This window comes from Acidianus infernus (assembly GCF_009729545.1).
Taxonomy (GTDB): domain Archaea; phylum Thermoproteota; class Thermoprotei_A; order Sulfolobales; family Sulfolobaceae; genus Acidianus; species Acidianus infernus.
Window position 1 is genome coordinate 2,035,261 of sequence record NZ_WFIY01000004.1, and the last position, 25,319, is coordinate 2,060,579.

Genomic DNA, 25,319 nt, shown 5'->3' on the forward strand with positions numbered 1-25,319 from the left:
TAGTTAGCATCTATTATCTCCAATTTGCTCCTCAAGAATGTTTAAACTCCGCTTTAGCATTAAGGAATTGTTTTTACACCATGTTTTTCGGCAGTTTTCCTCAATTTTTCATCATAGGTTGCTAAATTTCCTTTTAATTCCTTAGCTAAGGCTAGAATTATGTAATCATTTAACATTTTTAAGGGTTTACCGTCTTCCTTTAACATTTTTATACCATTTAGTATGGTTTCTGGGCTTTCGCATATAATTTCAAACTCCCTTAACTCTTTAATCTTAGTTTCTATTAAGGAAACATTTGGCGTAAGTTTTGCTAAAACCCATAAGAACTCATAAACCACTCTGACCTCCTCCCCGCCCTAAAGGGCGAGGGTTCCCCGAGGTCTTAGGGGTTACACCCCCTTTATGGGTGCTACTCGGTTATGATCCACGATGAAAGATAGAGGTTTCTTAACTGCGTTAATAATTACTCCTACTGCCTTCTTTAGAATGTTTAACGCACCATTCAAATCGCTGTGAAGTTTATGACCCAAAGGACAGTTGACAACACCTCTTGGCTTTCTCTTTACTTCCACGTCGTGGTAAGCGCAATACTTTGATGTATTGTACTCAACAACCTCAAACACCTTCATACCGTATTCTTGTGCTTTCAATTCAATGGATTCCATCAACTTACGATAAGACCAAATGTTTACTGTAAACTTATTACCCTTCTCCTTCACAATGTTGAATGGGTAACCTAAGTAAATTGTTGACACTCCTAGTTCGTGAAGTGTCCTAATAAGGTGGGAAGCTAAGTTACGGTAGAGGTGAAGAAGCCTCCTAGTTAGTTTCTTGAACAGTCTCCTCTCTTCCCTTAACAATTCCAGATATGCCTCATGTTCGCCAAGGTTTTTGGTTCTGTCTGCTAACGATTGAACTTCTGAAATCCTCCTTTGGAAGTAGAAGTAGTCCTCCTTTGTCCTAACACCCTTGTAGAGCAACCAAGTGCCATCGTTAACTACTACGCTTGCTATTACGTTAATACCTAAATCGATGGAAGCGAGCTTGTCTCCATTTGGTTTGGCAATCTGGATACTCTTCCTTTCACCCTTGACGACGTGCTTGCTCTTCTTTCCAGCTTCTTCAACACCTACCTCAACTGGTATGTGTGCATACCAGGCGTTCTTGGTTTCGTCAAAAATTATTTCTAATCTACCTTGCTTACCGTACCATTTGAGTCTACCAACAAAGTCTATTTCCATTTTAAAGTCCTTGAGGATTAATTTATGATTTTCAGCATCTACCTCATATCGATCTTGTCTAATGATTAGTATTAGCTTTCTCTTCTTCGTCTCTCTGTCCTTCCAGTATCTAGGCGGAGAAACGCGGTTCATGTGTGGTGGTAGTTTTCCCTCCTTCTTCAGTTTTAACAAGGAGAAGAAGGACGACCACGCTTCGTTGTTCTTCTGAAGAATAGCTTGAGCATTAACGCCCAACTTGTCCTTATACTTCTCGTAGTACTTACTCCACGTTCCCTTAAAGTCTACTTTCCCTTCGTGGAAGAATTGTTGCCTCCTTTCATAGTTAACTTCGTTGAAGAGCTTTGCAGAGAGATTGGCTAACCTCCTCAACTTTCTTTCTTGAAAACCATTTGGAAGAAGACGAACTACGTTTGTCCTCTTTCCTGAGTGTTCAACTTTGTAGACACCCTCCTCTGGCATTGCGGGAGTGGAAGTCGGCTCCCGCTCCTCATCCTCATAAAGTTGACCAGAGGAGGGTGCCATAACTAATCGTTATTGCTGAAGTTTAAATAGCTTTACTCCGCCCCTAGAAGGGGCGAGGCTTGTCGTTCATTTATCATTTAATGCCTCCTCAACTGCCTTATCTATATCCTCTTGATCCACTTTTCTATTCAATCTTATTGTAGTCCACTTTCTTATGTACGGTTTAATTATTATAACCCCATTACTTTCATCTAAAGTTACTTCCACGTAATCCCCTTCCTTTATACCTAATTTTTCTCTTATCTCTGAAGGTATAGTAACTTGAAAGTTTCTAGTAACCTTTACCTTCATAGTAAAAAGTGAGAGTTACTAATATATAAATTTTAACTACAACTAAATAGCAAATAAGTACGATTAACCTCTAACGGTCCTAAATTATTATCGCGTTGTTACCCACCGAAGATTCCCCACTCGAGGAGAGTATTACTCTCTATATAACTTCCTTATTTCGTCGTTTGTGCTAACTGAGGTTAACAGAGAGATTAAGGAAGAACTGAAAGGACTGGAGTCATGATGGTCAGCAATTTTGTTGAAATAAGGAGATATATGTGAAACCTTGTTAAACAAATTTCGTCAATTGTTACCTTCTCATTTTATTGGATATATAAAAATTCCTTATGTAAAGAGGGATGTAGAAAAAAGGGAGAGGGAATTGATTAGACATTTATTTCACCGATTTAGTTCTCCTCTAGCAGGATAGAATGGATTTACCGTAGTTCTTTGTATGCCTGGTTATCTCCTTAACATCTTCATCACTAACTGAGTACTCTGAATACTTACCGTTCTTTTCTACTTTAACTATTCTTAGGTAAGACAAGTGGTGTGAAATTGTGAATCTCTAGACATATCTTGAACTGTGACTTTACCCTTGTCTAAGAGGTAGAAGACTATCTCCAACCTGGTCTTATAAAGCCTCGACCCTTCTATGGACAGAGAGGAGGTACAGGAAAAATGACCCCAGTTCCAGTAAAAGGCTTTCGTTGTTATTGCTTACTATCTCTTTTCTTCTTATTAAGCATATGTTCATTATGAGAAAATTTTTTAACAAAAGAGTGTAAAGAAAATTTGAGAAAAAATGAAAATAAGAATAAATCAAGACGAATTGAAATGCGAACAATGCGGTGCACCCCTAACTGAGGACGACGTTTACGTTAGAGTAATAAATGGGGAAAAGCACTACTTCTGTTGTTCCCACTGTGCTGACAAATTTGAGGCTAGGTTAAAATGAAAGACCTAGTAATAATAGGTTACGGAGCAGCAGGTTTCGCTTCACTTATTGAAGCAAATGAACTGGGAATTAAGCCAGTTTTAATAGGTTACGGCCCTATTGGAGGGACTTGCGTAAACGTAGGTTGCGTTCCTTCAAAGAGGTTACTCCACTTAGGGGAAAAGGGAAGAGATTTTTTCTCGTCTTTTGAAGACACCAAACAGTTCGTAAATAGATCCAGGAAAGAAAAATACGAGGACGTCCTCAGTTATTACGACGTGGAATTAATAGAAGGTAAAGCTTACTTTATTTCCCCTCACGAGGTAAAAGTTGGGGATAAAGTAATAGAAGGTAAGAAGTTCATTATAGCTACCGGATCTTCTCCTTTTATCCCGGAAATTCCGGGATTAAAAGACTTAGGATACTGGACTAACGTTGAGGCTCTAAACCCCGATAGGAAAATCTCCTCTTTAGTAATCATAGGCGGTAGGGCAGAGGCATTGGAGTTTTCTCAAATGTACAGAAATTTCGGCGTTGAAGTGGCAATCCTTCAGAGGAGTAAAACTCTCATTCCAGATTGGGAGCCTGAGATCTCTCTGGAGATACAGAAAGTCTTGGAGGAGAAAGGAATTTACGTAGTCACAGACGTTAAGGTTAAGGAGGTAAAGAAAGGAGAAGGCGGTAAAGTTGTAGTTACAAACAAAGGTGAGGTCGAGGCTGAAGAGATCCTCATGGCTACTGGAAGGAAACCTAACGTTGATTTGAATTTATCATCTGCAGGAGTTGAACTAAACGAGAAGGGAGGAATAAAAGTTAATGACGAGCTTCAGACTACTAACCCCAACATTTACGCTGCAGGTGACGTAATAGGAGATAAAATGTTGGAAGCCTTAGCGGGTTATGAAGGAACTGTAGCGGTGAGAAATGCAATTAAGGGAGAGCATAAGAAGATTGACTTCCTTAGTGTTCCTCAAGTCATATTTACTCGTCCAAATTTAGCAAGAGTGGGGCTTAATTCCTTTGATGGAGATTTTGATAGCAGGACTGTAAAAATGAAAGACATCGTAAAGGCTCAAATAATTGACGAAGAGAAGGGCTTAATAAAGATGGTAGTGGAGAAAGGCTCAAAGAGGATAATGGGAGTTCATGTAATGGCTGAGAATGCTGCAGAATTTATTGGTGAGGCAGCATTGGCAATAAAGCATAGGATGACGATAGATGATATTATAGATACAGTTCACGTATTCCCTACAGTAGCGGAGTCTTTAAGGATAGTTGCTTTAGCGTTTTATAAGGACGTGAAAAAGTTAAGTTGTTGCGTTTAATATACGAGTAACTTAAAATACTTAGAGAGATAAAATAACTTCGATCTAATGTGGAAATTTCTAATTAGAGAAAATCATAAAACATAGCTGTTTTTAAGTTATATGGAAGAGAAGATATCCTCTATCGATAGAAAAGCTATGAGATCGTGCAGATTACAAAAATGGGGAAGGAAAACCTCGTCAATGATAGCCCCCTTATAGATTTAAAAATCTCTTTCTCCTATTGTCATTCAATAGCTAGGAGGGAGAAAAACCCAATCAGAGCAACTGTCGCAATGAAGATTGGTTTATCTAACACCCTCCTAGCCCTCGTGAACAACTATGTTAGTGCACTCCGTTTTGCCCTATTCTGGATGAAAGAGAACGTGAAAAACCCCGAAGAAAAGGACACACTCTCCAAAGTCCATGCCGGATTGTACGAAAAGTTAAAGGTAGAGTACAATCTACCATCGAAGGTCGCTGAGGACTGCTATCGTGATGCCCTCTCCATCTACAAGTTTAATCCCAAGAGGGGTAGGTTTCCCGCGTTTATAAGCCCACTGTATGGCTAACACCAAAGGCAAGTTATAATGCTGACTTAGATAGAATGACAGTTAAGATAGCAAGTGTTGGTGAACTGCCAATACTAGGCTATCCTAGAAACCTAAAGGACTACTTAACTTGGAAGATGAAGGAGTCTATGCTAACAATCAAGGATGACAAAGCTTTTCTCAAGGTATAGGTTTTTATTTTACGTTAATTTAATAATACTTATGAAGGTATTATTCCTTCTTGTTATTCTAATAATTTTTATTCCTACAGTTTATGCCGGGTATGATTATGGATACGAATTCGGTTATGTACAAACATGCGGGATTCAATCTATAGTAAGTTTATATAACATATCTTTAGAGCCTGGATCTCCGGGTATTTCGATTCAAGAAAATGTATGTCTAAATATAAATGGTAGTAATGTCTTTGTCCAAAACGTTATTGAGCCCGTAATGCTTACTAAATATGGTTATGATGTAATATGGACAACTAGCGTTTATTATGATGGGGCTTATCATATGTTTTGTCACAGTGGCATAATAGGCTATACTTTCAATATAACTACGATCTGGACTAACACTAGTAACGCACTTTGCATTGAATTCTTTATATCTAACACGACTTTAACATTAAACAAAACGTGTGTCATCATGGGCAAATTTTTTGGAATAATTTATTCCGGCTACAACGCTGGAACTGTGATAGGGGGATATGGAAACAGTGCCGTAGCAGAACTCGCAAAGGGATTTAATGTATCTATAAGGGAATATTATAGGTATAACAATAACTGGTATGTTCCTCCAGTAGCTTATAGTGGAGTTTGGTCTACAGGGGAAAGTGCAATAAACGGCTACGCATATTTCAGTAAAGGTACAGTATGGATAACTTACGGTAATGCAGGTATACAAGAATTATATAATTTTAGCGTAGTCATTGTAAATAATACAGTTTATACTTTTCCTAGGGGTAGTTTGTGGATAGCTAACGGAAGGTTTTTTGTAAACTCTACCCCATTAGAAAACGTAACTATAAGACCATTCTATTATTTTAACTATTCTTTCATACCTAAAAAGGAAATATTGATAAGTTTTGATAACTACACTGAAATAGACTGTGTAAAGAGTAAATCATTCTATCTTCCATTTCCAGAAGTTGTATATTTTTATGAAAATGGTAGTTGTGTAGGGAAATTTATTAGTACTAACATTACCTATATCGCGTCTATGGTTCAAAGTAGTTATACAAAATCTATTGCTCACACTATTAACGTAAATAAAACAGATAAGATAGTCATAGTTATCATAGGCATTTTATTTATAACTTTAATTTTCTTACTTTTTAGAAAAAGATATTTATAGAATATTTTTTGTCGACTTTAATGTTTTTATTATCTTATAGAATTTTAACACTATTCATTCTTAGAGGAAATTCACGAGATCTTCCATATTTTTAATCTTCCCAATTTCTTGCGCAAAGCAAGTATAAGGAGTACAATAACTCCTCCCAGATCTACGACATAGAGTTTTTTATTAGCATACCACTTTCCTAGATATAACCTACCCTTTGAATCTGCTACTTTCTCTTCCATAATAGACCGTGAGAAGTTAAAGTAAAAACATGAGTTTGTTTACGGATTTCTAGAGTGTGTCCAACAATTTATTTGAAACTTATTAATAGATTAACATCTAATTCGACGCATTTAATAACTCTTAATTTAATAAAAATGTTATCAAACATTTTTTAACAAAAATCCCACGTTAGGTTAGGAAAGTTTTACTCATTTATTTTGTATAATTTAACAAAATAGTTAGACTCACTCAGCATGAAAAAGGATTCAGTCCTTCCTTCTCTATAAGTAAATGCGTCTTACAGGATCTTTTCCAAAGATAAATTACAAGGGACTTTGATGATTTATCTACTGCTTGCTGAGAATGGAAGGCAGAAGCATAACATTTCCCGTTAGTTAAAAGAACTTTTGCAGTATCTAGATCTTCCTGCTCTATCCATTCCTTATAGTTCATTAAACTGAATATTTGAAATATAACTCATATACCTTAGATTTTGTTAAAATAGAATTAGAGAAACTTCTAAAGGAAATAGAGAACTTAGAAAGAGTCGGTAACCCGTGATCTCATTTCTATCTTGTGCCATTCTGGCACTTTTGGGTTAAGAATTGAATCCCATTCGTCATAAGGTTTGATATCAAGGACTGGAGTTCCGTCAAAGGCATTTATTCCTTTAACGTACAAGGTGTTGCCTTCCCTCTTAATTAGTTCAACCACTGAAATCCCTATTGGGTTAGGTCTGTGCTGAGACCTTGTAGCAAAAACTCCTACCTCTACTCCTCCTCTCACTCTTTTTAGACCCTTGTTGAGGTTAGCTAGATGAAGATGATAAATAATTATTAAGTGAGAGAACTCTTCAACACCTTTTAGTCCTTCAACGTATTCCTCTTTAATCACTATTCTAACTACGGAATTCCTTGAGGCAGAATTATCTTCTCTCCTCACGAAACCTATGTAGTTAAAGCAACAATCCATAATATAAAGTCGAGGCTAAAGAAATAAAATCATTGAAGTCTGCTATTCAATTTCATAAATTATTCCTAAGTGTTTACTCGTGGCGTAACTTCTCAAGGGCTTAAAGGATCATCTTCGAGGGAAACACACTCCCATCCATATTATCGACTTCCCCAACACGCTTAATTCGTCCTTCTGATTGAGGAAACCCTTGTACTCTACCGCTTAATAACCTCTTCACCATATTGAATCCTCCACCGTTGATTTTCCCTCCCTTCACCTAAATTTCAGCAAATTCGCTAGGTGTTAAGTACATCTCCCCACAGTTATAGTCTCATAAGAATGGACATGACCCTTAGCTTTTTCTCTAGCTATTTTTAACAAATCTTCTTAAACTTCTCAAAGTCCTCCTTATTCTCGATTTCTAAAAACTTGTTACTATCCTTTGTGTGACACATAGACAAGAATTCAGCTTATACTCTGAACTACAGACATTAGTAAGATTTTGACACCTAATATTCGGTTATGAGTATATATTATGAAGTTGTATACGGTTTAAGAAATAGATTTAATACGGTCTTCAATTAGTCTAGAGATTCTCGTAATGGTCTCATTGAGATTCAAACTTTATCGTTTTAATAACTATCGAACTCTTCATTACATAAATTCGTCAATTATGGTTTTATATTAGTACCATCTCGTTAAAATCCTTTTAGAAAATGATAAAATATACAGAACATCGTTCAATAGGACGGATAGTTATATTTTTAAAGAGATTTATAAATACGACCTTAGACCTACTTTTAACAACGCCGATAAAATAAAAACTGTTCACCACGTCCTAGAAGTAGTAACGCGAATGTGGAGCAAGAATTATGATGCCCCTTTACTTTTCAGAGAAATTTTGATGAGAAAACTGCGCATTCTTTCTTGGCTTCAAAGACAGTATTGATGGGTTTTATGCTGTAGACGACAGCGTTTATTACAAGACTCTGGCTTACAATAAATGTGGCGGAAAGGGGATGTATAGCCTAAGAAAGTTTTTAGTATAATGACGCTTCTCCCCAGTATTCCTCTGTGCTCGAATTGATGAGCCCCTTGGGAGAGAAACCTTCCGGGAGGAAGTCAGAAATTATTAGCACATGCGCCTTTCAAGGAGGACGTTATATACTTCATGTTACATTGGCGTATATGACTCAAGGTTTTTTCAATGAGAGAGTAGATACTTCTTTGAATTAAATAAGGCTTATGACGTTTCCTTATCGCTGTAGTTAGGTCTGAAACGAGAGCGACTTTCCTAAAACTCATGTGCAACAACTGTTTAGCAAAAAATTTGCAAGGGTAGGGATGGGAGTTTAAATTTCTTTATTGGCTCTACACTCCTCCGAACAATTCCAATTGTGGAAAGTCGTGATTCATTATCGTCTCTTAGTTGGATTTTGAATACTCTATGGTGGAAACGGGAGAGCTTTGTATTCTTTTGCACACTGCTGGAGCTCATTTTATAAACTTCCGTTTTTATTTTCCTTTATGAAGGTAATTTGCCCAGTTTGCAATAGGCTGTTTGAAGCAGAGTGTTCTCCCTATAAAGAAATGTATAATGGAATTGTTTACTATTTCGATACTGAAATTTGCCAATTAGCTTTTAGACAGAACCCTGAGAGGTTTGTTTATAATTGTAAGAACAGCGGTAGTCAAGCCCAATAGCCTTTCTTTATGTCCTCAATCTTTGTGGCTAAAGCTATTTGGAAATACCTAAATACTTCCAAGGTAAAAGCTACGGCATCTGAGTCGTTCATGTTTTGTATCCTGTTAAGGATTTCATTAACCAACCTTGTTAGGTCGTTAAGCGTTTGCTTCTCCATTTCATACTTTGAAAGGTCTAGGATCGACTTTATATCATCCTTGTTTTTAGCGCTTTTTAATGCATCATAAATTTTCATTACTGGGCCTCTTCCTCCGTGAAATAACGCATCTTCCGGTAACCTTAACCACCTTGCGTAAAGGGCTGCTACCTTTTTTGCCTCTATTTGCATTGGTGAAGATGACACAGTAATATTTTTATTGCGGTACTTATAAGGCTTTGCTACTCCTTTGACGTCAAGATGCCAGTCTACTTGTTAAAAACTTATTTACTTTTTTGATTTTCATAATTTTATGGAAGAACTAAACTTGGTAAGCCTTGAATGCCCAGAACCTTTCCTCAAAGTCTCTGCGAAGATAATGGAAATGAAAGGAGGGGAACAGTTAAAAGTTCTATATAAAGATCCTAAATGTGACGAAATGTTGCTCCAGCTCATGGACTTAGCTAACTGTAAAGTTCTTCAACACGAGGAAAAGGACGGGGTTTTTACTCTAATTATAGAGAAAAAGGGAGAAAAGAAGAAAGTTGATTTAAGCGACTTTACCGGTTGCTGAAATGATAGGAGTAATTTGGGACGATAGGTTTCTTAATATCTCTTTTTCTCATCCCATGATAAGGGATATAGCTAAGGCTAGAATAAGGAAGTTTAGGGAACTACTTGAGGGAATAAAAGATGAGATCCTTTTCATTAAACCTGAGCCCGCAAAGGAAGAAGATTTGCTCGTAGTCCATTCCAAGGAATACTTGAGGAAACTGAAGGAAGCGAGTAATTCTCCTTATATAGGTTTTTTGGACGAAGGTGACACCGTTCATTATCCAGGAATGTTTGACGACGTGCTTTTAATCCTAGGTGGGAGTATTACGGCAATTAAATTCTCTTCCTTCCTTGATTTCATTTACGTTCCTCTAGGTGGTTTTCACCACGCGCTGCCCTGCAGGGCAATGGGGTTCTGCCCTATAAACGACATTGCAATTGCAGCAAAAATTCTAAGTAAAACTAGGAGGGTTGCAATACTTGACGTTGACGCCCACCACGGTAACGGGCTACAGAGGATACTTTATTCTGACGAAGTACTCAAGATAAACATCTTTGGTTACGACGGTCATTTCTTCCCCGGAGACGGTAAAATGGACGAAATAGGAGAGGGAAAAGGGAAGGGGTTGAATTTGAATATCCCGTTACCTAGGGGTTCTGGAGATGACGCCTTTGCTGAGGCTTTGAAAGTTACTCAAGTTTTGGAGGACTTCCGCCCGGATTATCTTTTGGTAAACGCTGGAGTTGATGGCCATAAGGACGACAGCCTACATTTCCTTAATTTGTCTGCCAATTCCTTCAACTATCTGGGTCAGAAGGTTAGGAGGCTTCAGAGAGAGTTGAATTTTAAGGTAATATCATACGGCGGTGGAGGCTATGGAGAGAGCTCTGCTTTATGCATGTTTGAATACATTTTGGGCTACCTAGGAAAGAAAGATAACCCGGAGGAGGAAACTATGGGAAACGCTGAAATAGTTAGGCAGGAAGTCGATGAAATTTTGAAAACTTTTTATTCAAGTTTTGTTAAGAATCATTCTTAATTAAAGCTCTTTTTCTTTAGATAAGTTGAAATATGAAAAACTGGTAAGAAGAGCTTTTAATCGTCTCTATTCTACTTTAAATCATGGAGTATGCGGTTATATCTCCAAATCTTTTTAAAAGATTGGACGAGGTTGTTGAAAAGTTTAAAGGAAAATATTCCTTAATAATTACGACCTCTGGCTTATCTTTTGCGTTAAAGAAGGGGATAGACGTAGATAAGGCTTTAGATGAAGGAGTTAAGGTTTTAGCTTACTCTCATAAATTCCAACCTTTAGAAGGGTTAAGCGTTGAGGAAACTGAAGCAGTGCTTTTGGCTAAAGACCTTAATTATTATTTAATAACCGCAGACGATAAAGTTAAGGAATTTGCAGAGAAGGAAGGAGTAAAAGTCATTATTATTTGAAATGCTCTTTTATCGCTTTAGCTTCTCTAGTAGTATTACTTTTCGTCTACACTTAACGTCCTGCAAAGTTTTCTCAGCACGAACTGAGATTACTGTGTGCTCTTTGCGAGCATTTTTAAAAGTATTAACGGGGGAAATGATGGGAATTCTTTCTCATTATATACTATTTTAGGAGTACTTAATACGTGGTATTTATCTATGTACTCCTCATAAACGTCCACGTCGTATATCTCAAGGTTTACGCTCTCGTTAACTATTGAAATTTGGTAAAATAGTTCAGCGACCGCAGGACAATGAGTACAAGTTGCAGTAACGAAGAGCTTTAAGTTTCCTTTCAACTTCTTTGCTAATTCCATTTCATCCGCCTGCAGGTGAACGGTATTGGAAGATATCCTAACTAAAGCATTGAGGAAAGGCCAGAGTTCGTTAATTTCTGGGACTCCATAGTAAGTAAAGAATCTCCTCCCTTCTTTTTCTACTTTAATTACCGGCCTATTACAGCCTTCTATCTTCACTATTTCGTTATTTACCTTCATTTCTTCAAAAAGCTCATCTGCTAGGCATTCCTCGATTTTTAACCCTTTTATTACGTTAGAGTACTGTTTAATTATTGGGTCGTAGCTCATACGAAATACCTCAAACTTTCTATTTTATCCATTGCGTCTATCAGTTTGTTTTCTAACTCCTTCTCGTCCTTGAATTCCTTAATTACTAAAACTGATGAGCCTTCAACGGAATAAGAAACCGGGGAACCTAAGCTTTGTACTAACCTTGAAGCCCTAGCGTATTGGATGCCCATGTTAACTAAATCGTCTAGGCTTTCCTTTCCAGTGGGTAGAGGAATTGGGAAGACGCACTTGTTTCCACCTATTATATAAAAGGAATAATCGTTCATGTCGACTATTTTTCTATCTCCTTCAACCCTTAACTTGTAACCTTTTTCTTCCAAGTATTTTTCAAGCATTTTTATCCTTAAATCTATCCACGTCTAAGTTAAAGAATCCTCTGCATGCGTTTATCATGCTTTCTGACAATGAAGGGTGGACTAAAGCTGTAAAAGCGAGATCTTTACAAGTCATTCCCGCCTTTATCGCAATTGCCAGCTCGTTCACAAGTTCTTCTGCTACGTCTGCAACTACTTCTCCGTAGACTATTTTACCTCTTTCGTCAATGCCTATTTTAGCATAACCTTCTCTTAAGCCTTTTATTATGGCCCTAGTTGTTGCAGATAGGGGGAACTTGCACTCTTTTACTGCTAGTTTTCTATCTCCTACTACGCCTATTTGTGGATCAGTGTAAACTACTTGGGGAACTGAAAAATAGTTAATCCTCTCCATTTTTCCCATGGAGTTTAATGCGGAAATTATTCCCTCAAGCATTGCAACGTGGGCTACTTTCTTTTCCTTATCTATTACATCTCCTGCGGAATAAACTCTCGAGTTAGTAGTCTGCAGTAAGTCGTTAACAACTATTCCATTGTCGTTATATTTTATTCCAAGCTTATCAATTCCCTTGGGGAAGTTGGGCTTCCTACCCGTTGCGTAAACTACTACCTCACCTTTCTTTCTCATTCCTTTTTTTGTCACCACTTCGTGCTCCCTTATTTCCTCAACTTCGCAGTTCTCTATTAATTCCACTCCGTCCCACTCGAGGCTGTCTTTTATTATCTTCTGCCCGTCTTCGTCTAAGTATTTCATTATCTTTCCTCTAGTAATGAGAGTTACTTCGCTACCCAACCTTGCATATATTTGTGCAATTTCTACTCCTGCGTAGCCTCCGCCTATTACTACTAGTGATGAGGGAACGTAATTTAGGTTTATCGCTTCGTCTTCGCTTATGGCCCTTTCAATTCCCTTAATGCTAGGTTTTAAAGGTATTGATCCAGTGGCAATTATTAGTTTGTCGAAAGCTATTCTTTTTCCTTCAACTTCGACTTCGTTAGGAGATACAATCTTTGCCTCTCCTTCAATTACTTCCGCTCCGGAGTTTTTAACCAGCTCCTTTCCTGCATTAGATAAGTATTCAATAATTTCATTTCTTTTTGAGAAAAAATTTTCTTTAGAGTCGGTTACACTAATTTCTAATCCTTTATAATTGCCAATCTCATTTAATCTAGAAAAAAGAAATGAAATATCTGAAAGAAAAATACTTGGTACACAACCAGAGTTTACGCAAACTCCTCCGAACTTTCCTTTTTCTATTACTACTACTTCCTTCCCTTCTCTCCCTAATACGCTACCTGCTACGTATCCTGCAGAGCCGCCGCCTATTACCACATACATGCCCATCAGAAGAATAATGTTCTATCCGCATCCATCGTTAAATCTATTAGTGTTGACCCTCCTACTAATTCTACTCCGTCAACTACATCACTCTCGTTCATGTGGCACATGTCTTTAAGGCTTTGTATACAAACGTACATTTTTACTCCGTTATCCCTTGCCATGTCGAAGAAGTGTATGAATGGGTTGTTTCCTTTTTTCCTCTCTTCTTCCTGCCAAGCTTTTGATAATAATAGTGGTCCCTTAATCATGAAGAATACTGAGGTTTCATATTCCATTGATGCAGCTATTGAGGCCATGAATAGTGGTGCGTAAGTTCTGTCCAAATCTTCTGGACCGTGAGTTACTACTATTAGTATCTTCTTTTTCTGCTCTTGTTCTTGAGACATGTTTATCTTGATTTATTTAATTTTAGTTCCTTATATTTTTTATCAAACAAAATCACGTTACATTCTCGTAGAGCATTTTATAAGTTTATTTAGAAAATAAAGCAATACCAAAAAGCTTAAATATTTTTAAGATAAATGATATTTAGGTGTAAAAGTTGGGAAGTAAAAAGTTATCAATAATAGTGTTCTCTGGAACAATAGATAAATTAATGCCGGTAGGAATTTTGACGTCTGGTGCTGCGGCAGCGGGTTATGAAGTAAACTTATTCTTCACTTTTTGGGGACTTCAAGCATTAACTAAGAAGTCAATTGGACAGCCTCAGCCAATTGATAAGAACTACGAGCAATTCGGCCCAGTTATGATGCAAAGAATGCAGGAAATGAAGTACCCAACTTGGGATCAGTTAATCATGCAAGCTAAGGAAGTTGGAGAGGTAAAAGTTTACGCTTGCTCAACAACAATGGAATTCTTCGGATTAAAGAGAGAAGACTTAGCTGATTTTGTTGATGACGTAGTTGGAGTTGCAACATTCTTAGATAGAGCAGAAGGTGGGACTACCCTGTTTATTTAAGGTGATCCGCATGTCACAGGAAGTAAAAATAGCTAAAACCCTAGATTTAAAGGGGATGTTCTGTCCAGGACCGGTTTTAGAGACTGCTAAGGCAATAAAGACAATAAACGTCGGAGAAGTCCTAGAGGTTTACGCAACAGACCCTGCAGCAAAGTCCGATTTAGAGGCATGGGCTAGGAGAACTGGACATCAAATAATTGACATGAAGCAAGAGAACGGCGTACTTAGAGTGTTAATTAAGAGGACAAAGTAAGTTATTTAATTTTACATTTTTTTAAAACAAAACTTATAAGTCTCTTTTGTTAATTAAAAGATGTGAGTTAAATGGCAACTAAGGTTCTACAATTACCGGACGACCCAAGATTTCTCGATATGTCTTATGAAGAGCAAGGAGCTCTGCCAGAAGAACAAAGGAACTTAGATAGACTTCCTCCAGATCAGAGGCAATTGGCTGAAGAGTTCTGGAAGGCAGTTAAATCCGATTTTAGATTTAACGAGTATTTAAGGGGGTGTCTAAACTGCGGAGTTTGTACTTCCGGTTGTCCTGCAGCTAAGTTCTACGATTTCGGACCTAGAGAAATGATACAATACATGATGAGAGATGAGGCGGATAAAATATGGGAATTCGTGAACAAGAAAGTTTGGGCGTGCGTGCAATGTTATACTTGTTCAATGAGGTGCCCCTTCAATAACGAGATTGCCGGATTAATAATGCTCTTAAGAGAATACGCAGTTCAATTTGCACTACCTTCTGCTAAAGAAATTCTGGCTCCTTATAGAAGAGTATTATACACTGTCCTTACTTTAGGAAACCAAGTAACTCCAGATATGATTCAACCTGAGGCATTCCCCGACTGGGGTCCTCAAGCGGTTGAGGAATCAAAGAACATGGACGTTTACAGAAAGGCGGTTCCAGTTGATTTATTACAAAGGACAGACGTTGGATGGCACCCCTCACTTCAAACAGCAGTCGAAATGATGACTATAATGTTCGAATCGGGAGTAATGGACTCTATAAAGAAAGTCGACCCAGACTTATATGATATGATTGCTGACATTTACGACGAGAGGAAGCAACAATTGGAGGAAATTAAGGAGAAGTGGGAAAAGGGAGAGCTTAAGGAAGAAGACCTTCCTGACAGCTGGTTAGATCTTTAAGTTAGTTTCCTTTTTTACATAATTTGTGATATTTTAGAAAACTTATTCTATGTTTCATAAAATGTTTAATAAGTAAAGTTTTTATTCCATTCTAACAAATGTATAGTTAAAGGGGAATTTGTATGTCGGAACAAGAAAATGTAGATAAAAAATTGCAGGAAGAGATTAAAAATGCCTTCCCTTATGCAGACGTAGTAGATTGGAACGAAGTATACCAAAGGATAATTTATAGATACAGCACGCCACACGGTTTACAGCACGTAAAAGAAGAAATGGAGAAATTAGAGGACGAAGGAGAAATAATAGTACACCACATTAAGCCTTATAATAACCCTGTAAAAATGCAATCTTTGAACGGTTTTCCAAAGACAATACCAACTACAAGGTTATGGAATCATAAGAGCTGTGGGCAGTGTGGTCACATCCCTGGTTATCCAACTTCAGTATTCTGGATAATGAATAAGTTAGAAATTGATTACATGGACGAGCCTCACCAAACTTCTTGTACCGGCTGGAATTATCACGCATCTGGAGCATCTAACCCAGTAGCTTTAGCTGGAGTTTACGTAAGGAACATGTGGAGAGCTTATGAAATAGACTACTTCCCATTAATCCATTGCGGAACATCTTTTGGTCATTATAAGGAAGTTAGGAATATGATAATATTGCACAAGGAAGTAAGAGAGAAATTAAGGCCTATAATGAGGAAACTAGGAATGGACATAGTAATTCCGGAGGAAGTGGTTCACTACTCTGAATGGTTATATACGATGAGTAAGAAGGCTGCACAGCACAAGAAGTACGATTTAAGCAACATTAAAGTCGCAGTACATACTCCCTGCCACGTTTACAAGTTAGTCCCAGAAGACACAATATATGACCCAGAAGTTTGGCAAGGAAGGAGACCTGCTGCACCAACTGGAACCGTACAGAACTTCGGAGCTAAAATAGTTGATTACTCAACCTGGTGGGACTGCTGTGGTTTCGGATTTAGGCACATCCTGACAGAAAGGGAATTCTCAAGAAGCTTTGCACTATTTAAGAAGGTCATCCCAGCAGTGGAGGAAGCTCACGCTGACGTATTCGTTACTTCAGACACTGGTTGTGTAACAACTTTAGATAAGAGTCAATGGGCAGGAAAAGCTCATGGATTTAATTATAACTTACCGGTATTATCAGACGCGCAGTTTGCTGCAATAGCAATGGGTGCAGACCCATATAAGATAGGACAAATACACTGGCATGCGACTGACGTAGAAGGCTTCCTAAGGAAGATAGGAGTCCCAGTTGATGATTATAAGGAGAAGTTCTTGCAATATCTAGCAGACTTGAGAGAAGGAAAGGCACAACCAGAGTACTTATATAAACCTCACAGGAAGATCGATTTCTACTTAGCATTGCCAGAAAGAGTAAAGTGGTACAAAGGAGAAAGTGCGCAAACTGCAAAATCAAGTTAAGCAAATCTTTTTAATTAATTTTATTAAATAAATTAAGGGGTTAGAAAAGTGGCAGGAGAAAAAGTTCTTGTAATAGGATCTGGACCTGCAGGACTTTCGGCAACTAAGGAACTGCTAAATATGGGTGTTGACGTAGTCATAGTTGAAAAGGAGTCTTACTTGGGAGGAACTCCTAAGAAGTTAAAGTACAGCTTATTATTCCCAGAATTAAGGCCTGCGTCGGAAGTAATTGATCCTTTAATAAAGTCGGCAGATGGAGCAAAGAAGTACATGGAAAGCATAGTTGAAAGTGCTAAACCGGAAGGCAAAGGGTTTGTAGTTACAATAAAGGACAAGACTGGTAAGACAACTACTGAGAAGGTTAGTGCAATAATTGCAGCATCAGGCTTCGAACACTTCGATTCCAGGAGGAAATATGAATATGGTTACGGAATAATTCCAAATATTTATCAAATATCAGACATAGAAAGGATGCTTTCGGAGAATAAATTAGTTACAACAAAGGGTACTCCTCCAAAGAGAGTAGCAATTCTACTGTGTGTAGGTTCAAGAGACGCAACTGTAGGCAATACTTACTGTTCTAGGGTATGTTGTGCAGTATCAATAAAGCAAGCAATGGAAATTAAGCAAAGGATTCCGGATGCGGTAGTTCACATATATTACATGGATATAAGAACTTACGGATTAATGGAGGATAAATTGTACTGGAGGTCTCAGTTAGAATACAGAGTAGGATTCATAAGAGGTAGGATTTCCGAGTTCATGAGAGGACCAAACGATACTGTAATAATCAAAGGAGAGGACACGATGAATTTGAACAGAGCATTAGTAGTTCCCTACGATATGGTAATCCTTGCAAACGGAATGGAGTTAGGATTAGGTTCTAAGCAAGTAGCTAAAGCCTTAGGATTAGAGTTTGAAGAGCACGGATTTGTAAAGCCTTTAGATCCCGACAGATTACCAGTGCAATCAACTAGGAAAGGAATATTCCTAGCTGGAGCTATAACTGGTCCAAAGACTATTGCAGATTCAATAACTGAAGGACAAGCTGCAGCAATGAAGGCTTATGAGTATATAACTAAAGGAGTGTGGGAAGAGCCAGTAAAAGTTGAGGTGGTAGAACATTAATCCTATTTTTTTAAACGTTGATTACGTAAGGGAAATTTTTAATGCAATGTTAGATGTCGATATAAATAATACTGTATCCGGTAATGCAAAGAAGTCGTTACAAACAATTTTGGACGCAATGGAATTAAAGAGTAAGACCTTACGCTCGCTTGAGATTTCTACAGAAGAAGACGCAAGGAAATTATTTGAGTCTGTGTTCTATGCAAGGAAGCACTTTTCAGACGTTATTTCAAAGACTTCTATCCCGGAGTTATCCTATGCCTTCTCTCAACTTAAGGATCCTTCCCTCTCCTATAGCGAGAGAGTGGAAAAGTTTAAATCCACAGTCAAGGGCGGAGAAAGGGAAGACATTGAGGACATGGCTAAGGAGATTATTCATTTTCTAGAGCCGGAAAAATATCCTCTCTGGACTAGATGGATATGGAATAAGGAGAGGGGGACTGGTTCAATAAATTACGTAATTAAGGACGACGTTAAGATAAATGACGAAAAAGAATTATTCTCCACAATAGATGAATTAAGGAACGTCTTGGAGATATTCGGTTTAGAATCCAAGGGCAAATATTACATTACTTCCGTTTTTTTAGTTTATGCATATGTTAGATACCTAGACTATACAACCCACCTGGCGGTAGATAAGAAAGCCGCCGGGTTAATTCCTACACATCTGTCTACCACAGCCCTGGTCTTGGGGCTAAAACCCTATCTCAAGGTGATCAAACTTGCCAATACCTGAGTTGGAAAAACCTATAATTAAAGGTGTAATTGAAAAGGAAAAGGTAGTAGTAGATGGAATTGAATTAGACGGTACTTGGAATGCATTCCTGGTGGAAAGAACACAAACCGGTTACGACCCATCAGTATGGGATGAAATAGCTAACACTCTGGAAGGCGTTACAATTAGTGCCTGCTGGCAATGCGGTACTTGTACTTCAGGCTGTACAATGAGGGAATACGATCCAAACTTTGGCCCTAGAAAGTTCATTGATTTGGCAAGGAAGGGAGATAAGCAAGCATTAGCTGAATTGCAAGATTCATTATGGAGATGCGTATCATGCCAGAAGTGCACTCATAGATGTCCTAAAGGAGTAATGGTTGAGGAAGTAGTTCACGCCATACATAATTACGCATTAAAGCACGGACTGGTTAAGAAGGATCCTGGCACAGTTTTCGATGAGCTTTTCTTAGATACTGTAATGAAGAACGGTGGAAGAATAAGCGAGCTTTTATTAGGTTCCGCCGCCGCAAAGGCGGGTTTCGTAACCATGAGTTTAAGGGACTTGATAACCATGTCCGTACCCTTAATTAAATCCGGTCTAATAAAAGATCTATTAAAGCCAAATAAGGTAAAGAATTGGGATAGAATAAAGACAGTACTCGAGGAAGCAATGAAGGAGGAGGTGAGACCAGAATGAGCACTAATAATCCATACGGTAAAGTAGCATTCTATCCTGGCTGTGCATTAGACGGATTAGGAAAGTCGTATGACGTTTCGTTAAGGCTAGTAGCAGAGGACCTTGGACTTAAATTCGAGAGACTTGATGACTATAACTGTTGCGGAGCCCTAGAAGTTAAGAACGTAAATACAATGGCAGGATTATTACTTCCAGCAAGGAACTTGTCATTAGCTAGGAAAATAGGAGCTAATGCAATAATGTCTGCCTGCCCAGGTTGTCATTACTCTCTATCTAGAACCCAATACTACATGAGTAAATATACTAAAGTTAGGGAGAAAGTTAACGCGTACTTAGAGAAGATGGGAGAGAAGCCCTACGATCTTCAATTAATGACTATTCATGCAGTAGAGTTCTTCTATAATACTGTGGGTGTAGAAGGGATAAAAGCTAAAGTCAAGAGGCCATTGACGGGATTAAAAGTTGCTCCATACTACGGTTGTTTATACACTAGACCGAAACCTTATACTTTAACTGGGTACATGAAGTTAAAGGACGACCCAGAGAGACCAATATTCATGGACGAACTGTTGAAAGCTTTAGGAGCAGAAGTAGTACCATTTGAGGCTAAAACAATGTGTTGCGGAGGGCCACACGTATATTCTGACGTTGAGGTAGCTTTACACCTTGAGGCAAGAATATTAAAGGAAGCTAAGAGGAACGGTGCAGATATGTTAGTCGTAGATTGTCCATTAGGAGGTGTCGCCTTAGAGACTAATATGAATAAGATTGCTGAAAAGTACGGAGAAGACTTGAGGATGCCTATAGTTTACTTTACACAATTAATGGCATTTGCGTTTGGACATAGTCCAGAAGAGGCATTATTAACAGCTAACTTAACTAACCCAATGAGTATTCTAAAGAAGTATTTGTAAAGACAGAATTCTCTTCTCTTTTTTCTCCTCTTACTTTTGTTCTATCTGTTTCCTCCTCATTTTAACAATGTTTTTGCTTTTATAGGTCTCTAGTCTAAGGTAAACCTTAAAAATTTGTTCATTATTTAATTAATTTGATTAAAAATGTCAGAAGAACTCCTTAAGCCTGGAGAAAGGGAAATGATACAGAGTAGAAGCTATCTCTATGATTTAATTGATAAATTGAACGATATTCTAGAAAATAAAAAGGAAATACTTGAGCAGAAAGGCATAGCAGCAAAACTTTCCGTAACTCTAGAGCTTATTACGTTAAATAGACTTTATCTGGACGTAATATATAAGACATACTGGAATCAATTACTTGAAGTTATAAACGAACTTAATGCAATCCCAGAGCTTAAAGATGACATGGTTGATGTTAACGCTGATGTAGAAGAGATAAAGAAACTTAAGCAACAAGGAGGATTTTAGTAGCAATATATAGATAGAGAAGAGTATAATAACATAATAATCATTTTTAAGCATAACAATTATTGTTATTTTTTCTTTCTTATTACTTATTATTTATCCTTTCATTCTTTTTCAACTTTCCATTTCACGTTAACTTTTATCTGTCTAATTAATGTGTCTTTCAGTGGACACCTCCTCATTGATTGTTCCAATACTTCATTTATTCTTTCGTCATTACTTTTCACGGTAATGAAGTAATTTACCTCAAGTAAGCCTGGAGGAACGTTAGGATCTCCTTGAAAACCTCTTGGATCCATAGTACCTTCAATATAGCCTTCGACGTCGTCAAGTTTAACGTTCATTTCCTTTGCAACGTAGTAGATTGTTAGCATCATACACGAAAGTGCCGAAGCTAAGAGCATTTCTTCTGGCGTAGGGTAATCTGAACCCATTAAACCTATGTCTACTTCTTTCCCTGCGACACAAGTTTTTGCTACATTGCCTTCTAATCTTCCTTCCACTGTAAAGGTTATCATGTTAATTAATTAAACCAATGTCCCTTAATATTGCTAACTCCACTGCATACCTTATATAATAAGCAGTCTTTTCTTCGCTATTTAAAGCCCTTCCTATTTTCCTTTCGACTTCATTTATCTGATCTGTTACTATCACGCTTATGTTAGTCTCAAGGAGTGGTTTGTTGAGTTTGAAAGCTTGATAAACCCTCAAGGTAAGTTCGTACATCTCTTCGTCCATGTTAAGTAAGTAATTTCCTACTGCTGGAATTAGTTGCCCATTTATTTCGACCATCTTACCTTTAAAATACGGCTTCCAACTTAACATACTATTCTTTACAAATTCCCAAGATGGTGGAAAACCTTTGTACTCGTCTGCTGAAGGGACTTCAGCTATTTTGTAAGTTTCTCCATTAATTTCAATTTCTCCTTTAACCTCTACTTCTATTTTTCCTAATCTTTCCTTCAACGGGGATTACACCACTGTTTCTACTTAATATAAGTAAAGATTTTTTTCTTTTCTATTCTATTTATTATAACTTGATCCGAAATGGCTGCAAAAATGGATCCTTGTATTGAGGAATGTTATAGTCCAAGATCATCTTGGAAATACGTTACAATAGAAGAGTGCCTAAGGCAGTGCAAAACTATACAAATAAGTAAGGTACCATGAGCTTAGAATACATGGTAAAAAATAAGGTGGATAAAATAATCATAAACGATGGTGAAAAAAGGAAGTTAGTAACATTAAAAGGCTTAATCTTCGGCAAGGAAGAGACTGTCTATGAGATAAACGAAGGAGAAACGTGGAAAAAAGAAGAAATTTACTACCTTATCTCAAAATATCATTTTTTGTTTTTTACTTCTTCCAACCTTTTGATTGACGCTAAGGATTTCATAAAAAGTGAAAGAGCTAAGGAAATTGAGGTCGGCGAAGTAATGAACGTTGAGCCAATAATTTCTCCTCCAGAAGAGAGTGTATATAACGTTTTACAGAAAATGAGAGAGAGGGACGAAGAATATGCTATAATTGTCTGCGATAGTTTACCTTGTGGGATTCTTGATCTATTTGGCATTGGCAAGGCAATATTAGAAGGTAGATTGAAGGAAAGCGTAATGAACTTTGCGGAGAAGGATTTCTTTAAGGTAACGCCAGAATCTTCGCTTGAGACTGCTAGGAAGTTAATGGTCTTGTCCTCACGATTTTTCCTTCCTGTTGTTGACTTTAGGACTTTGCTTGGTAGTGTTTCTTGGAAGGAAGTTTTTGATAATTTAAATAGAAAGCTTATGTTTCATGAATTTCATAGGAAAAATTTTTAGCATAGTTAATTGGTAAAGTTAATTTAAGTGGTGGATTTGGTAGTCGAATCCAATTGCGAAATTCCCGAAAATCTTCTCTACTATATTGAAGGCAAGAATACAGTATGGGCAAAGCAAGAATCTGCTGATGTAGTTTTAGTAGGAATAACTGATATTGCACAAACAATGGCAGGAAAGATCGTAAAAGTTAGGATAAAGAAGAAGGGCATTAAAGTAGAGAGAGGTAGACCTTTAGCTACAATGGAGAGCGGTAAGTGGGCAGGTCCAGTTCCTGCTCCGGTCTCTGGTGAAATTATAGAAGTCAACGCTGAGGCAGAAAAAGATCCAGTAATAATTAACAGAGATCCATATGGTAAAGGTTGGTTAGTTAGGATGAAAGTAACTAATCCAGAAGAATTAAAGCAACTGTATACTGGAGAACAAGCAATACAAAAGCTCAAGGAGTTAATAGCCTCAGAGAAAATATCATGCAAGAGGCTCTGAAATGAGTTGGAGATTTGCATCTTTACCTCCCCAAGACGGCTATCACATGGTTACTTCATTCGTTTCTGTTGCCGATTACGTCAGTAGGGGAGGTAAAGATACTTTAATGGTTTTTTACGCTAAAGAACCTTTTGTTAACGTTGGTGTAAATCAAGAGGTTTGGCTTGAGGTTAACCTTGATTTTACTAAACAGCACAATATTCCAGTAGTTAGGAGGGATTTAGGAGGAGGAACAGTTGTAATTACCCCTGGGGAGCACGATTTCTTTATTGTAATAAAGCAGGAGGAAGCGCCTTCAGACCCTCAATCTCTGTATAAGAAATATTTAACTCCAATTGTTAACGTAATTAGGAGTTATGGTTTAGACGCTCAGCTTAAAGAGCAAGATATAGTAGTAAATGGTAAGAAGATTAGCGGTAATGGCGCAATGACTTACGAGAAGGCTGTAGTAATTGCGGGGAATATCTTACTTTCCTTTGACGCAGATTTTGTAAGTAAATGCATTAAAGTTCCTTCCGAGAAGTTTAGGGATAAAATTGCCAAGGACATGAGCGAGTGGCTAACCTCAATGGAGAAAGAGCTAGGTTATGTTCCAGATAGGAACGAGCTTAACAAGAAGATCAAGGAAGAATTTGAGAAAGAACTTGGGATAAAATTTGAGGATTCTTCTTTAACTCCGGAAGAAATAGAGCTTTGGGATAAGTTGGCTGAAGAAAAGAAGAGAGAGGAATGGATATACTACAAGGATAATAGGCATCCGGATTTAAGGACTGATAGATGTGTTAAAATTTCTTCAGCAGTTGCTGTATGCCACGTTGATTATAAGGCTAGAAAATTGATTAGGATAACTGTAAAGATTGTGAATAAGAAGATTGACGAAGTTTCAATTTCCGGTGACTTCTTCATAATGTCTCCTAAAGAATTTTTAGATAAGCTGGAAGATTCTTTACAAGGAGTTGAAGTTAGCAAAATTAACGAAAAAATAGATGAGGTCTTCAGGTTAGAAAAACCGGTTATCTTTGGTTTTACCGCAGACGATTTAAAGAAAGCCTTTGAGGAGATTTTGAATAAACCTGAAATAAGGGAAATTATTTAACTACTTTTTCCGCTTCTTCTTTAAACTTTTCATATACCTCATTTATCGTCTTGAATTTTCTTTCGTCTATCTTCTCAACTTTTACCTTTATTATCCATGCATCATAAGGTTTTTCGTTAATAATTGAGGGGTCTTTGATTACATTTTCGTTAACTGCGATTATTTCTCCAGTTATTGGCAACCTAAATTTTCCTACCCATTTTGCGCTTTCTATGCTAAATAATGTGCTCCTTGGGGTAACTTTTTCTCCTACTTCCTTTGTAGATACTTGGAAAATTTTTCCTGCCATGTATTGACCCAGTGATGTTATTCCTATAGAAATTACATTGTTTTCTTCTTTCTTTATCCATACGTGTTTTTCCTCGTCATATAAGAGCTCTTCGGGAAATTCAAACCCTGAAATATTCATAATTTAATAGCTTATCTTAAAACTTAAAAATCTTAATTTTAGAAATCAATCTATGAAATATGCCATATGGCTTGACGGTGTAGTTCTTGACGTAGATCTCACTGAACTGCTCTACAAGAAATTTAAGGGAGACAAGAATGTAAATTTGCCTTACACGTTTAATGTTCACAAGGATTGGGAGGATTTCTATAATAAAATGAAGGGAAAAGATATTGTTTTCCTTTCACCATACGATGAGAGGACAACCAAAGAAATAGTAGAGAAGGTCTTTAAAAACGACGCGATAAAATTCATTCCTTCTATGAGTAAACCTGAGAAGAAATGCTTAGGTAGGCTCTTTTCTGAATTTCCAGAATTCCAACCTTTAGAGACTGCAATTATAGGATCTTCTCCTTTAGATTTGCTCTCTGCTAGGTTTTATGATTCGAGGATTAAGGTATTATGCGTAAATAGGTATACTAGCTGTGCTAAATATTCCCCGTATTTAATGGCTAGCTCTCTAGAGGAACTTTACGATTTAATGGTAAAATTGAAGTTGTAAGT

General features: G+C 37.4%; 33 protein-coding genes and 2 pseudogenes. 21 read left to right on the forward strand and 14 right to left on the reverse strand.

Annotated elements, in window-relative coordinates; translation table 11 throughout:
* Positions 1-59: 59 nt before the first annotated feature.
* From D1867_RS11420 to D1867_RS11430, 3 genes and pseudogenes are all read right to left on the reverse strand, one after another.
* Positions 60-338, reverse strand: a pseudogene (locus tag D1867_RS11420) (PIN domain-containing protein); the annotation flags it as partial.
* A 51-nt stretch (positions 339-389) separates the two neighbouring features.
* Positions 390-1,763, reverse strand: a complete 1,374-nt coding sequence (locus D1867_RS11425) for an RNA-guided endonuclease InsQ/TnpB family protein (RefSeq protein ID WP_155864241.1) — start codon at positions 1,761-1,763, stop codon at positions 390-392.
* A 66-nt stretch (positions 1,764-1,829) separates the two neighbouring features.
* On the reverse strand, positions 1,830-2,054 hold the full coding sequence (locus tag D1867_RS11430; protein ID WP_155864242.1) for an AbrB/MazE/SpoVT family DNA-binding domain-containing protein: 225 nt from the start codon (positions 2,052-2,054) through the stop codon (positions 1,830-1,832).
* 784 nt (positions 2,055-2,838) lie between these two features.
* Between D1867_RS11430 and D1867_RS11435 the strand changes: the two genes are divergently transcribed.
* From D1867_RS11435 to D1867_RS11450, 4 genes and pseudogenes are all read left to right on the forward strand, one after another.
* Positions 2,839-2,991 (forward strand): TA0938 family protein, encoded by a 153-nt coding sequence (locus D1867_RS11435; RefSeq protein ID WP_155864243.1) that lies wholly within the window; start codon positions 2,839-2,841, stop codon positions 2,989-2,991.
* Positions 2,988-4,295 (forward strand): mercury(II) reductase, encoded by a 1,308-nt coding sequence (merA, locus tag D1867_RS11440; protein ID WP_155864244.1) that lies wholly within the window; start codon positions 2,988-2,990, stop codon positions 4,293-4,295. Before D1867_RS11435 ends, merA begins: the two co-directional genes overlap by 4 nt.
* Positions 4,296-4,528: 233 nt before the next feature.
* Positions 4,529-5,013: pseudogene (locus tag D1867_RS11445) on the forward strand (RNA-guided endonuclease TnpB family protein); the annotation flags it as partial.
* A 34-nt stretch (positions 5,014-5,047) separates the two neighbouring features.
* Positions 5,048-6,184: a hypothetical protein gene (locus D1867_RS11450; RefSeq protein ID WP_155864245.1), complete on the forward strand. Its 1,137-nt coding sequence runs from the start codon at positions 5,048-5,050 to the stop codon at positions 6,182-6,184.
* Between the two features lie 71 nt (positions 6,185-6,255).
* On the opposite strand, the gene D1867_RS11455 is transcribed toward D1867_RS11450, so the two are convergent.
* The 3 genes from D1867_RS11455 to tsaA all read right to left on the reverse strand — a co-directional run bounded on the left by D1867_RS11455 (position 6,256) and on the right by tsaA (position 7,366).
* Entirely contained in the window at positions 6,256-6,414 is a 159-nt protein-coding gene (locus D1867_RS11455; RefSeq protein ID WP_205737153.1) for a hypothetical protein, read from the reverse strand.
* Positions 6,415-6,643: 229 nt separating this feature from the next.
* The gene (locus D1867_RS11460; RefSeq protein ID WP_155864246.1) at positions 6,644-6,847 is read right to left on the reverse strand and encodes a HEPN domain-containing protein; all 204 of its coding nucleotides are present in this window, start codon (positions 6,845-6,847) and stop codon (positions 6,644-6,646) included.
* A gap of 84 nt (positions 6,848-6,931) precedes the next feature.
* Complete coding sequence (gene tsaA, locus D1867_RS11465) at positions 6,932-7,366, reverse strand: tRNA (N6-threonylcarbamoyladenosine(37)-N6)-methyltransferase TrmO (RefSeq protein WP_155864247.1); 435 nt, start codon at positions 7,364-7,366, stop codon at positions 6,932-6,934.
* 1,509 nt (positions 7,367-8,875) lie between these two features.
* On the opposite strand from tsaA, the gene D1867_RS11470 reads away from it, so the two are divergent.
* Positions 8,876-9,052, forward strand: a complete 177-nt coding sequence (locus tag D1867_RS11470) for a YHS domain-containing protein (RefSeq protein WP_013776499.1) — start codon at positions 8,876-8,878, stop codon at positions 9,050-9,052.
* Here D1867_RS11470 and D1867_RS11475 read toward each other — a convergent pair.
* Positions 9,040-9,381, reverse strand: a complete 342-nt coding sequence (locus D1867_RS11475) for a hypothetical protein (protein WP_013776498.1) — start codon at positions 9,379-9,381, stop codon at positions 9,040-9,042. The genes D1867_RS11470 and D1867_RS11475 overlap by 13 nt on opposite strands.
* Before the next feature lie 121 nt (positions 9,382-9,502).
* Here D1867_RS11475 and D1867_RS11480 point away from each other — a divergent pair, with 121 nt between their 5' ends.
* The 3 genes from D1867_RS11480 to D1867_RS11490 all read left to right on the forward strand — a co-directional run bounded on the left by D1867_RS11480 (position 9,503) and on the right by D1867_RS11490 (position 11,188).
* On the forward strand, positions 9,503-9,763 hold the full coding sequence (locus D1867_RS11480) for a sulfurtransferase TusA family protein (protein WP_013776497.1): 261 nt from the start codon (positions 9,503-9,505) through the stop codon (positions 9,761-9,763).
* Between the two features lies 1 nt (position 9,764).
* On the forward strand, positions 9,765-10,784 hold the full coding sequence (locus D1867_RS11485) for a histone deacetylase family protein (protein ID WP_013776496.1): 1,020 nt from the start codon (positions 9,765-9,767) through the stop codon (positions 10,782-10,784).
* 83 nt (positions 10,785-10,867) lie between these two features.
* Entirely contained in the window at positions 10,868-11,188 is a 321-nt protein-coding gene (locus tag D1867_RS11490; protein ID WP_013776495.1) for a PIN domain-containing protein, read from the forward strand.
* 89 nt (positions 11,189-11,277) lie between these two features.
* Here D1867_RS11490 and D1867_RS11495 read toward each other — a convergent pair whose 3' ends face one another.
* From D1867_RS11495 to D1867_RS11510, 4 genes are read right to left on the reverse strand one after another with little or no spacing between them, the layout of a single operon-like run.
* Positions 11,278-11,814, reverse strand: coding sequence for a thioredoxin family protein (locus tag D1867_RS11495; protein WP_013776494.1), 537 nt, complete (start codon positions 11,812-11,814; stop codon positions 11,278-11,280).
* Positions 11,811-12,152 (reverse strand): hypothetical protein, encoded by a 342-nt coding sequence (locus tag D1867_RS11500; protein ID WP_155864248.1) that lies wholly within the window; start codon positions 12,150-12,152, stop codon positions 11,811-11,813. The genes D1867_RS11495 and D1867_RS11500 overlap by 4 nt, the downstream gene beginning before the upstream one ends.
* Positions 12,145-13,470, reverse strand: a complete 1,326-nt coding sequence (locus D1867_RS11505; protein ID WP_420809280.1) for a dihydrolipoyl dehydrogenase family protein — start codon at positions 13,468-13,470, stop codon at positions 12,145-12,147. The genes D1867_RS11500 and D1867_RS11505 overlap by 8 nt, the downstream gene beginning before the upstream one ends.
* 5 nt (positions 13,471-13,475) lie before the next feature.
* A complete protein-coding gene (locus tag D1867_RS11510) occupies positions 13,476-13,859 on the reverse strand; it encodes a DsrE family protein (RefSeq protein ID WP_013776491.1) in 384 nt (127 codons plus the stop codon).
* 155 nt (positions 13,860-14,014) lie between these two features.
* Here D1867_RS11510 and D1867_RS11515 point away from each other — a divergent pair, with 155 nt between their 5' ends.
* The 9 genes from D1867_RS11515 to D1867_RS11555 all read left to right on the forward strand — a co-directional run bounded on the left by D1867_RS11515 (position 14,015) and on the right by D1867_RS11555 (position 20,974).
* Positions 14,015-14,431 carry a DsrE/DsrF/DrsH-like family protein gene (locus D1867_RS11515; protein WP_048054718.1) on the forward strand — a complete coding sequence of 139 codons (417 nt, stop codon included), beginning with the start codon at positions 14,015-14,017 and terminating at the stop codon, positions 14,429-14,431.
* A 10-nt stretch (positions 14,432-14,441) separates the two neighbouring features.
* Entirely contained in the window at positions 14,442-14,684 is a 243-nt protein-coding gene (locus D1867_RS11520; protein ID WP_013776489.1) for a sulfurtransferase TusA family protein, read from the forward strand.
* Between the two features lie 71 nt (positions 14,685-14,755).
* Positions 14,756-15,589 (forward strand): 4Fe-4S dicluster domain-containing protein, encoded by an 834-nt coding sequence (locus tag D1867_RS11525; protein ID WP_013776488.1) that lies wholly within the window; start codon positions 14,756-14,758, stop codon positions 15,587-15,589.
* Between the two features lie 122 nt (positions 15,590-15,711).
* Positions 15,712-17,046, forward strand: coding sequence for a CoB--CoM heterodisulfide reductase iron-sulfur subunit B family protein (locus D1867_RS11530; protein WP_013776487.1), 1,335 nt, complete (start codon positions 15,712-15,714; stop codon positions 17,044-17,046).
* Between the two features lie 48 nt (positions 17,047-17,094).
* On the forward strand, positions 17,095-18,174 hold the full coding sequence (locus tag D1867_RS11535) for an FAD-dependent oxidoreductase (RefSeq protein ID WP_338078056.1): 1,080 nt from the start codon (positions 17,095-17,097) through the stop codon (positions 18,172-18,174).
* Positions 18,175-18,220: 46 nt separating this feature from the next.
* Complete coding sequence (locus tag D1867_RS11540; protein WP_155864249.1) at positions 18,221-18,910, forward strand: hypothetical protein; 690 nt, start codon at positions 18,221-18,223, stop codon at positions 18,908-18,910.
* Entirely contained in the window at positions 18,897-19,589 is a 693-nt protein-coding gene (locus tag D1867_RS11545) for a 4Fe-4S dicluster domain-containing protein (RefSeq protein WP_155864250.1), read from the forward strand. The genes D1867_RS11540 and D1867_RS11545 overlap by 14 nt, the downstream gene beginning before the upstream one ends.
* Complete coding sequence (locus D1867_RS11550; protein WP_155864251.1) at positions 19,586-20,503, forward strand: CoB--CoM heterodisulfide reductase iron-sulfur subunit B family protein; 918 nt, start codon at positions 19,586-19,588, stop codon at positions 20,501-20,503. Before D1867_RS11545 ends, D1867_RS11550 begins: the two co-directional genes overlap by 4 nt.
* A 144-nt stretch (positions 20,504-20,647) precedes the next feature.
* Entirely contained in the window at positions 20,648-20,974 is a 327-nt protein-coding gene (locus D1867_RS11555) for a hypothetical protein (protein WP_155864252.1), read from the forward strand.
* Between the two features lie 101 nt (positions 20,975-21,075).
* Here D1867_RS11555 and D1867_RS11560 read toward each other — a convergent pair whose 3' ends face one another.
* Together D1867_RS11560 and D1867_RS11565 are read right to left on the reverse strand one after the other, a co-directional pair.
* Positions 21,076-21,495: an OsmC family protein gene (locus D1867_RS11560; RefSeq protein WP_338078134.1), complete on the reverse strand. Its 420-nt coding sequence runs from the start codon at positions 21,493-21,495 to the stop codon at positions 21,076-21,078.
* Complete coding sequence (locus D1867_RS11565; protein ID WP_155864254.1) at positions 21,491-21,937, reverse strand: hypothetical protein; 447 nt, start codon at positions 21,935-21,937, stop codon at positions 21,491-21,493. The genes D1867_RS11560 and D1867_RS11565 overlap by 5 nt, the downstream gene beginning before the upstream one ends.
* Before the next feature lie 200 nt (positions 21,938-22,137).
* On the opposite strand from D1867_RS11565, the gene D1867_RS11570 reads away from it, so the two are divergent.
* The 3 genes from D1867_RS11570 to D1867_RS11580 are packed head-to-tail and all read left to right on the forward strand — an operon-like array spanning position 22,138 to position 24,367.
* A complete protein-coding gene (locus D1867_RS11570; protein ID WP_155864255.1) occupies positions 22,138-22,788 on the forward strand; it encodes a CBS domain-containing protein in 651 nt (216 codons plus the stop codon).
* 36 nt (positions 22,789-22,824) lie between these two features.
* Positions 22,825-23,271 carry a glycine cleavage system protein H gene (gcvH, locus tag D1867_RS11575; protein WP_155864256.1) on the forward strand — a complete coding sequence of 149 codons (447 nt, stop codon included), beginning with the start codon at positions 22,825-22,827 and terminating at the stop codon, positions 23,269-23,271.
* A 1-nt stretch (position 23,272) separates the two neighbouring features.
* Complete coding sequence (locus D1867_RS11580) at positions 23,273-24,367, forward strand: lipoate--protein ligase family protein (RefSeq protein ID WP_155864257.1); 1,095 nt, start codon at positions 23,273-23,275, stop codon at positions 24,365-24,367.
* Here D1867_RS11580 and D1867_RS11585 read toward each other — a convergent pair.
* Entirely contained in the window at positions 24,360-24,776 is a 417-nt protein-coding gene (locus D1867_RS11585; RefSeq protein ID WP_155864258.1) for a glycine cleavage system protein H, read from the reverse strand. The genes D1867_RS11580 and D1867_RS11585 overlap by 8 nt on opposite strands.
* A gap of 52 nt (positions 24,777-24,828) precedes the next feature.
* On the opposite strand from D1867_RS11585, the gene D1867_RS11590 reads away from it, so the two are divergent.
* On the forward strand, positions 24,829-25,317 hold the full coding sequence (locus D1867_RS11590; RefSeq protein ID WP_155864259.1) for an HAD family hydrolase: 489 nt from the start codon (positions 24,829-24,831) through the stop codon (positions 25,315-25,317).
* Positions 25,318-25,319: the final 2 nt, after the last annotated feature.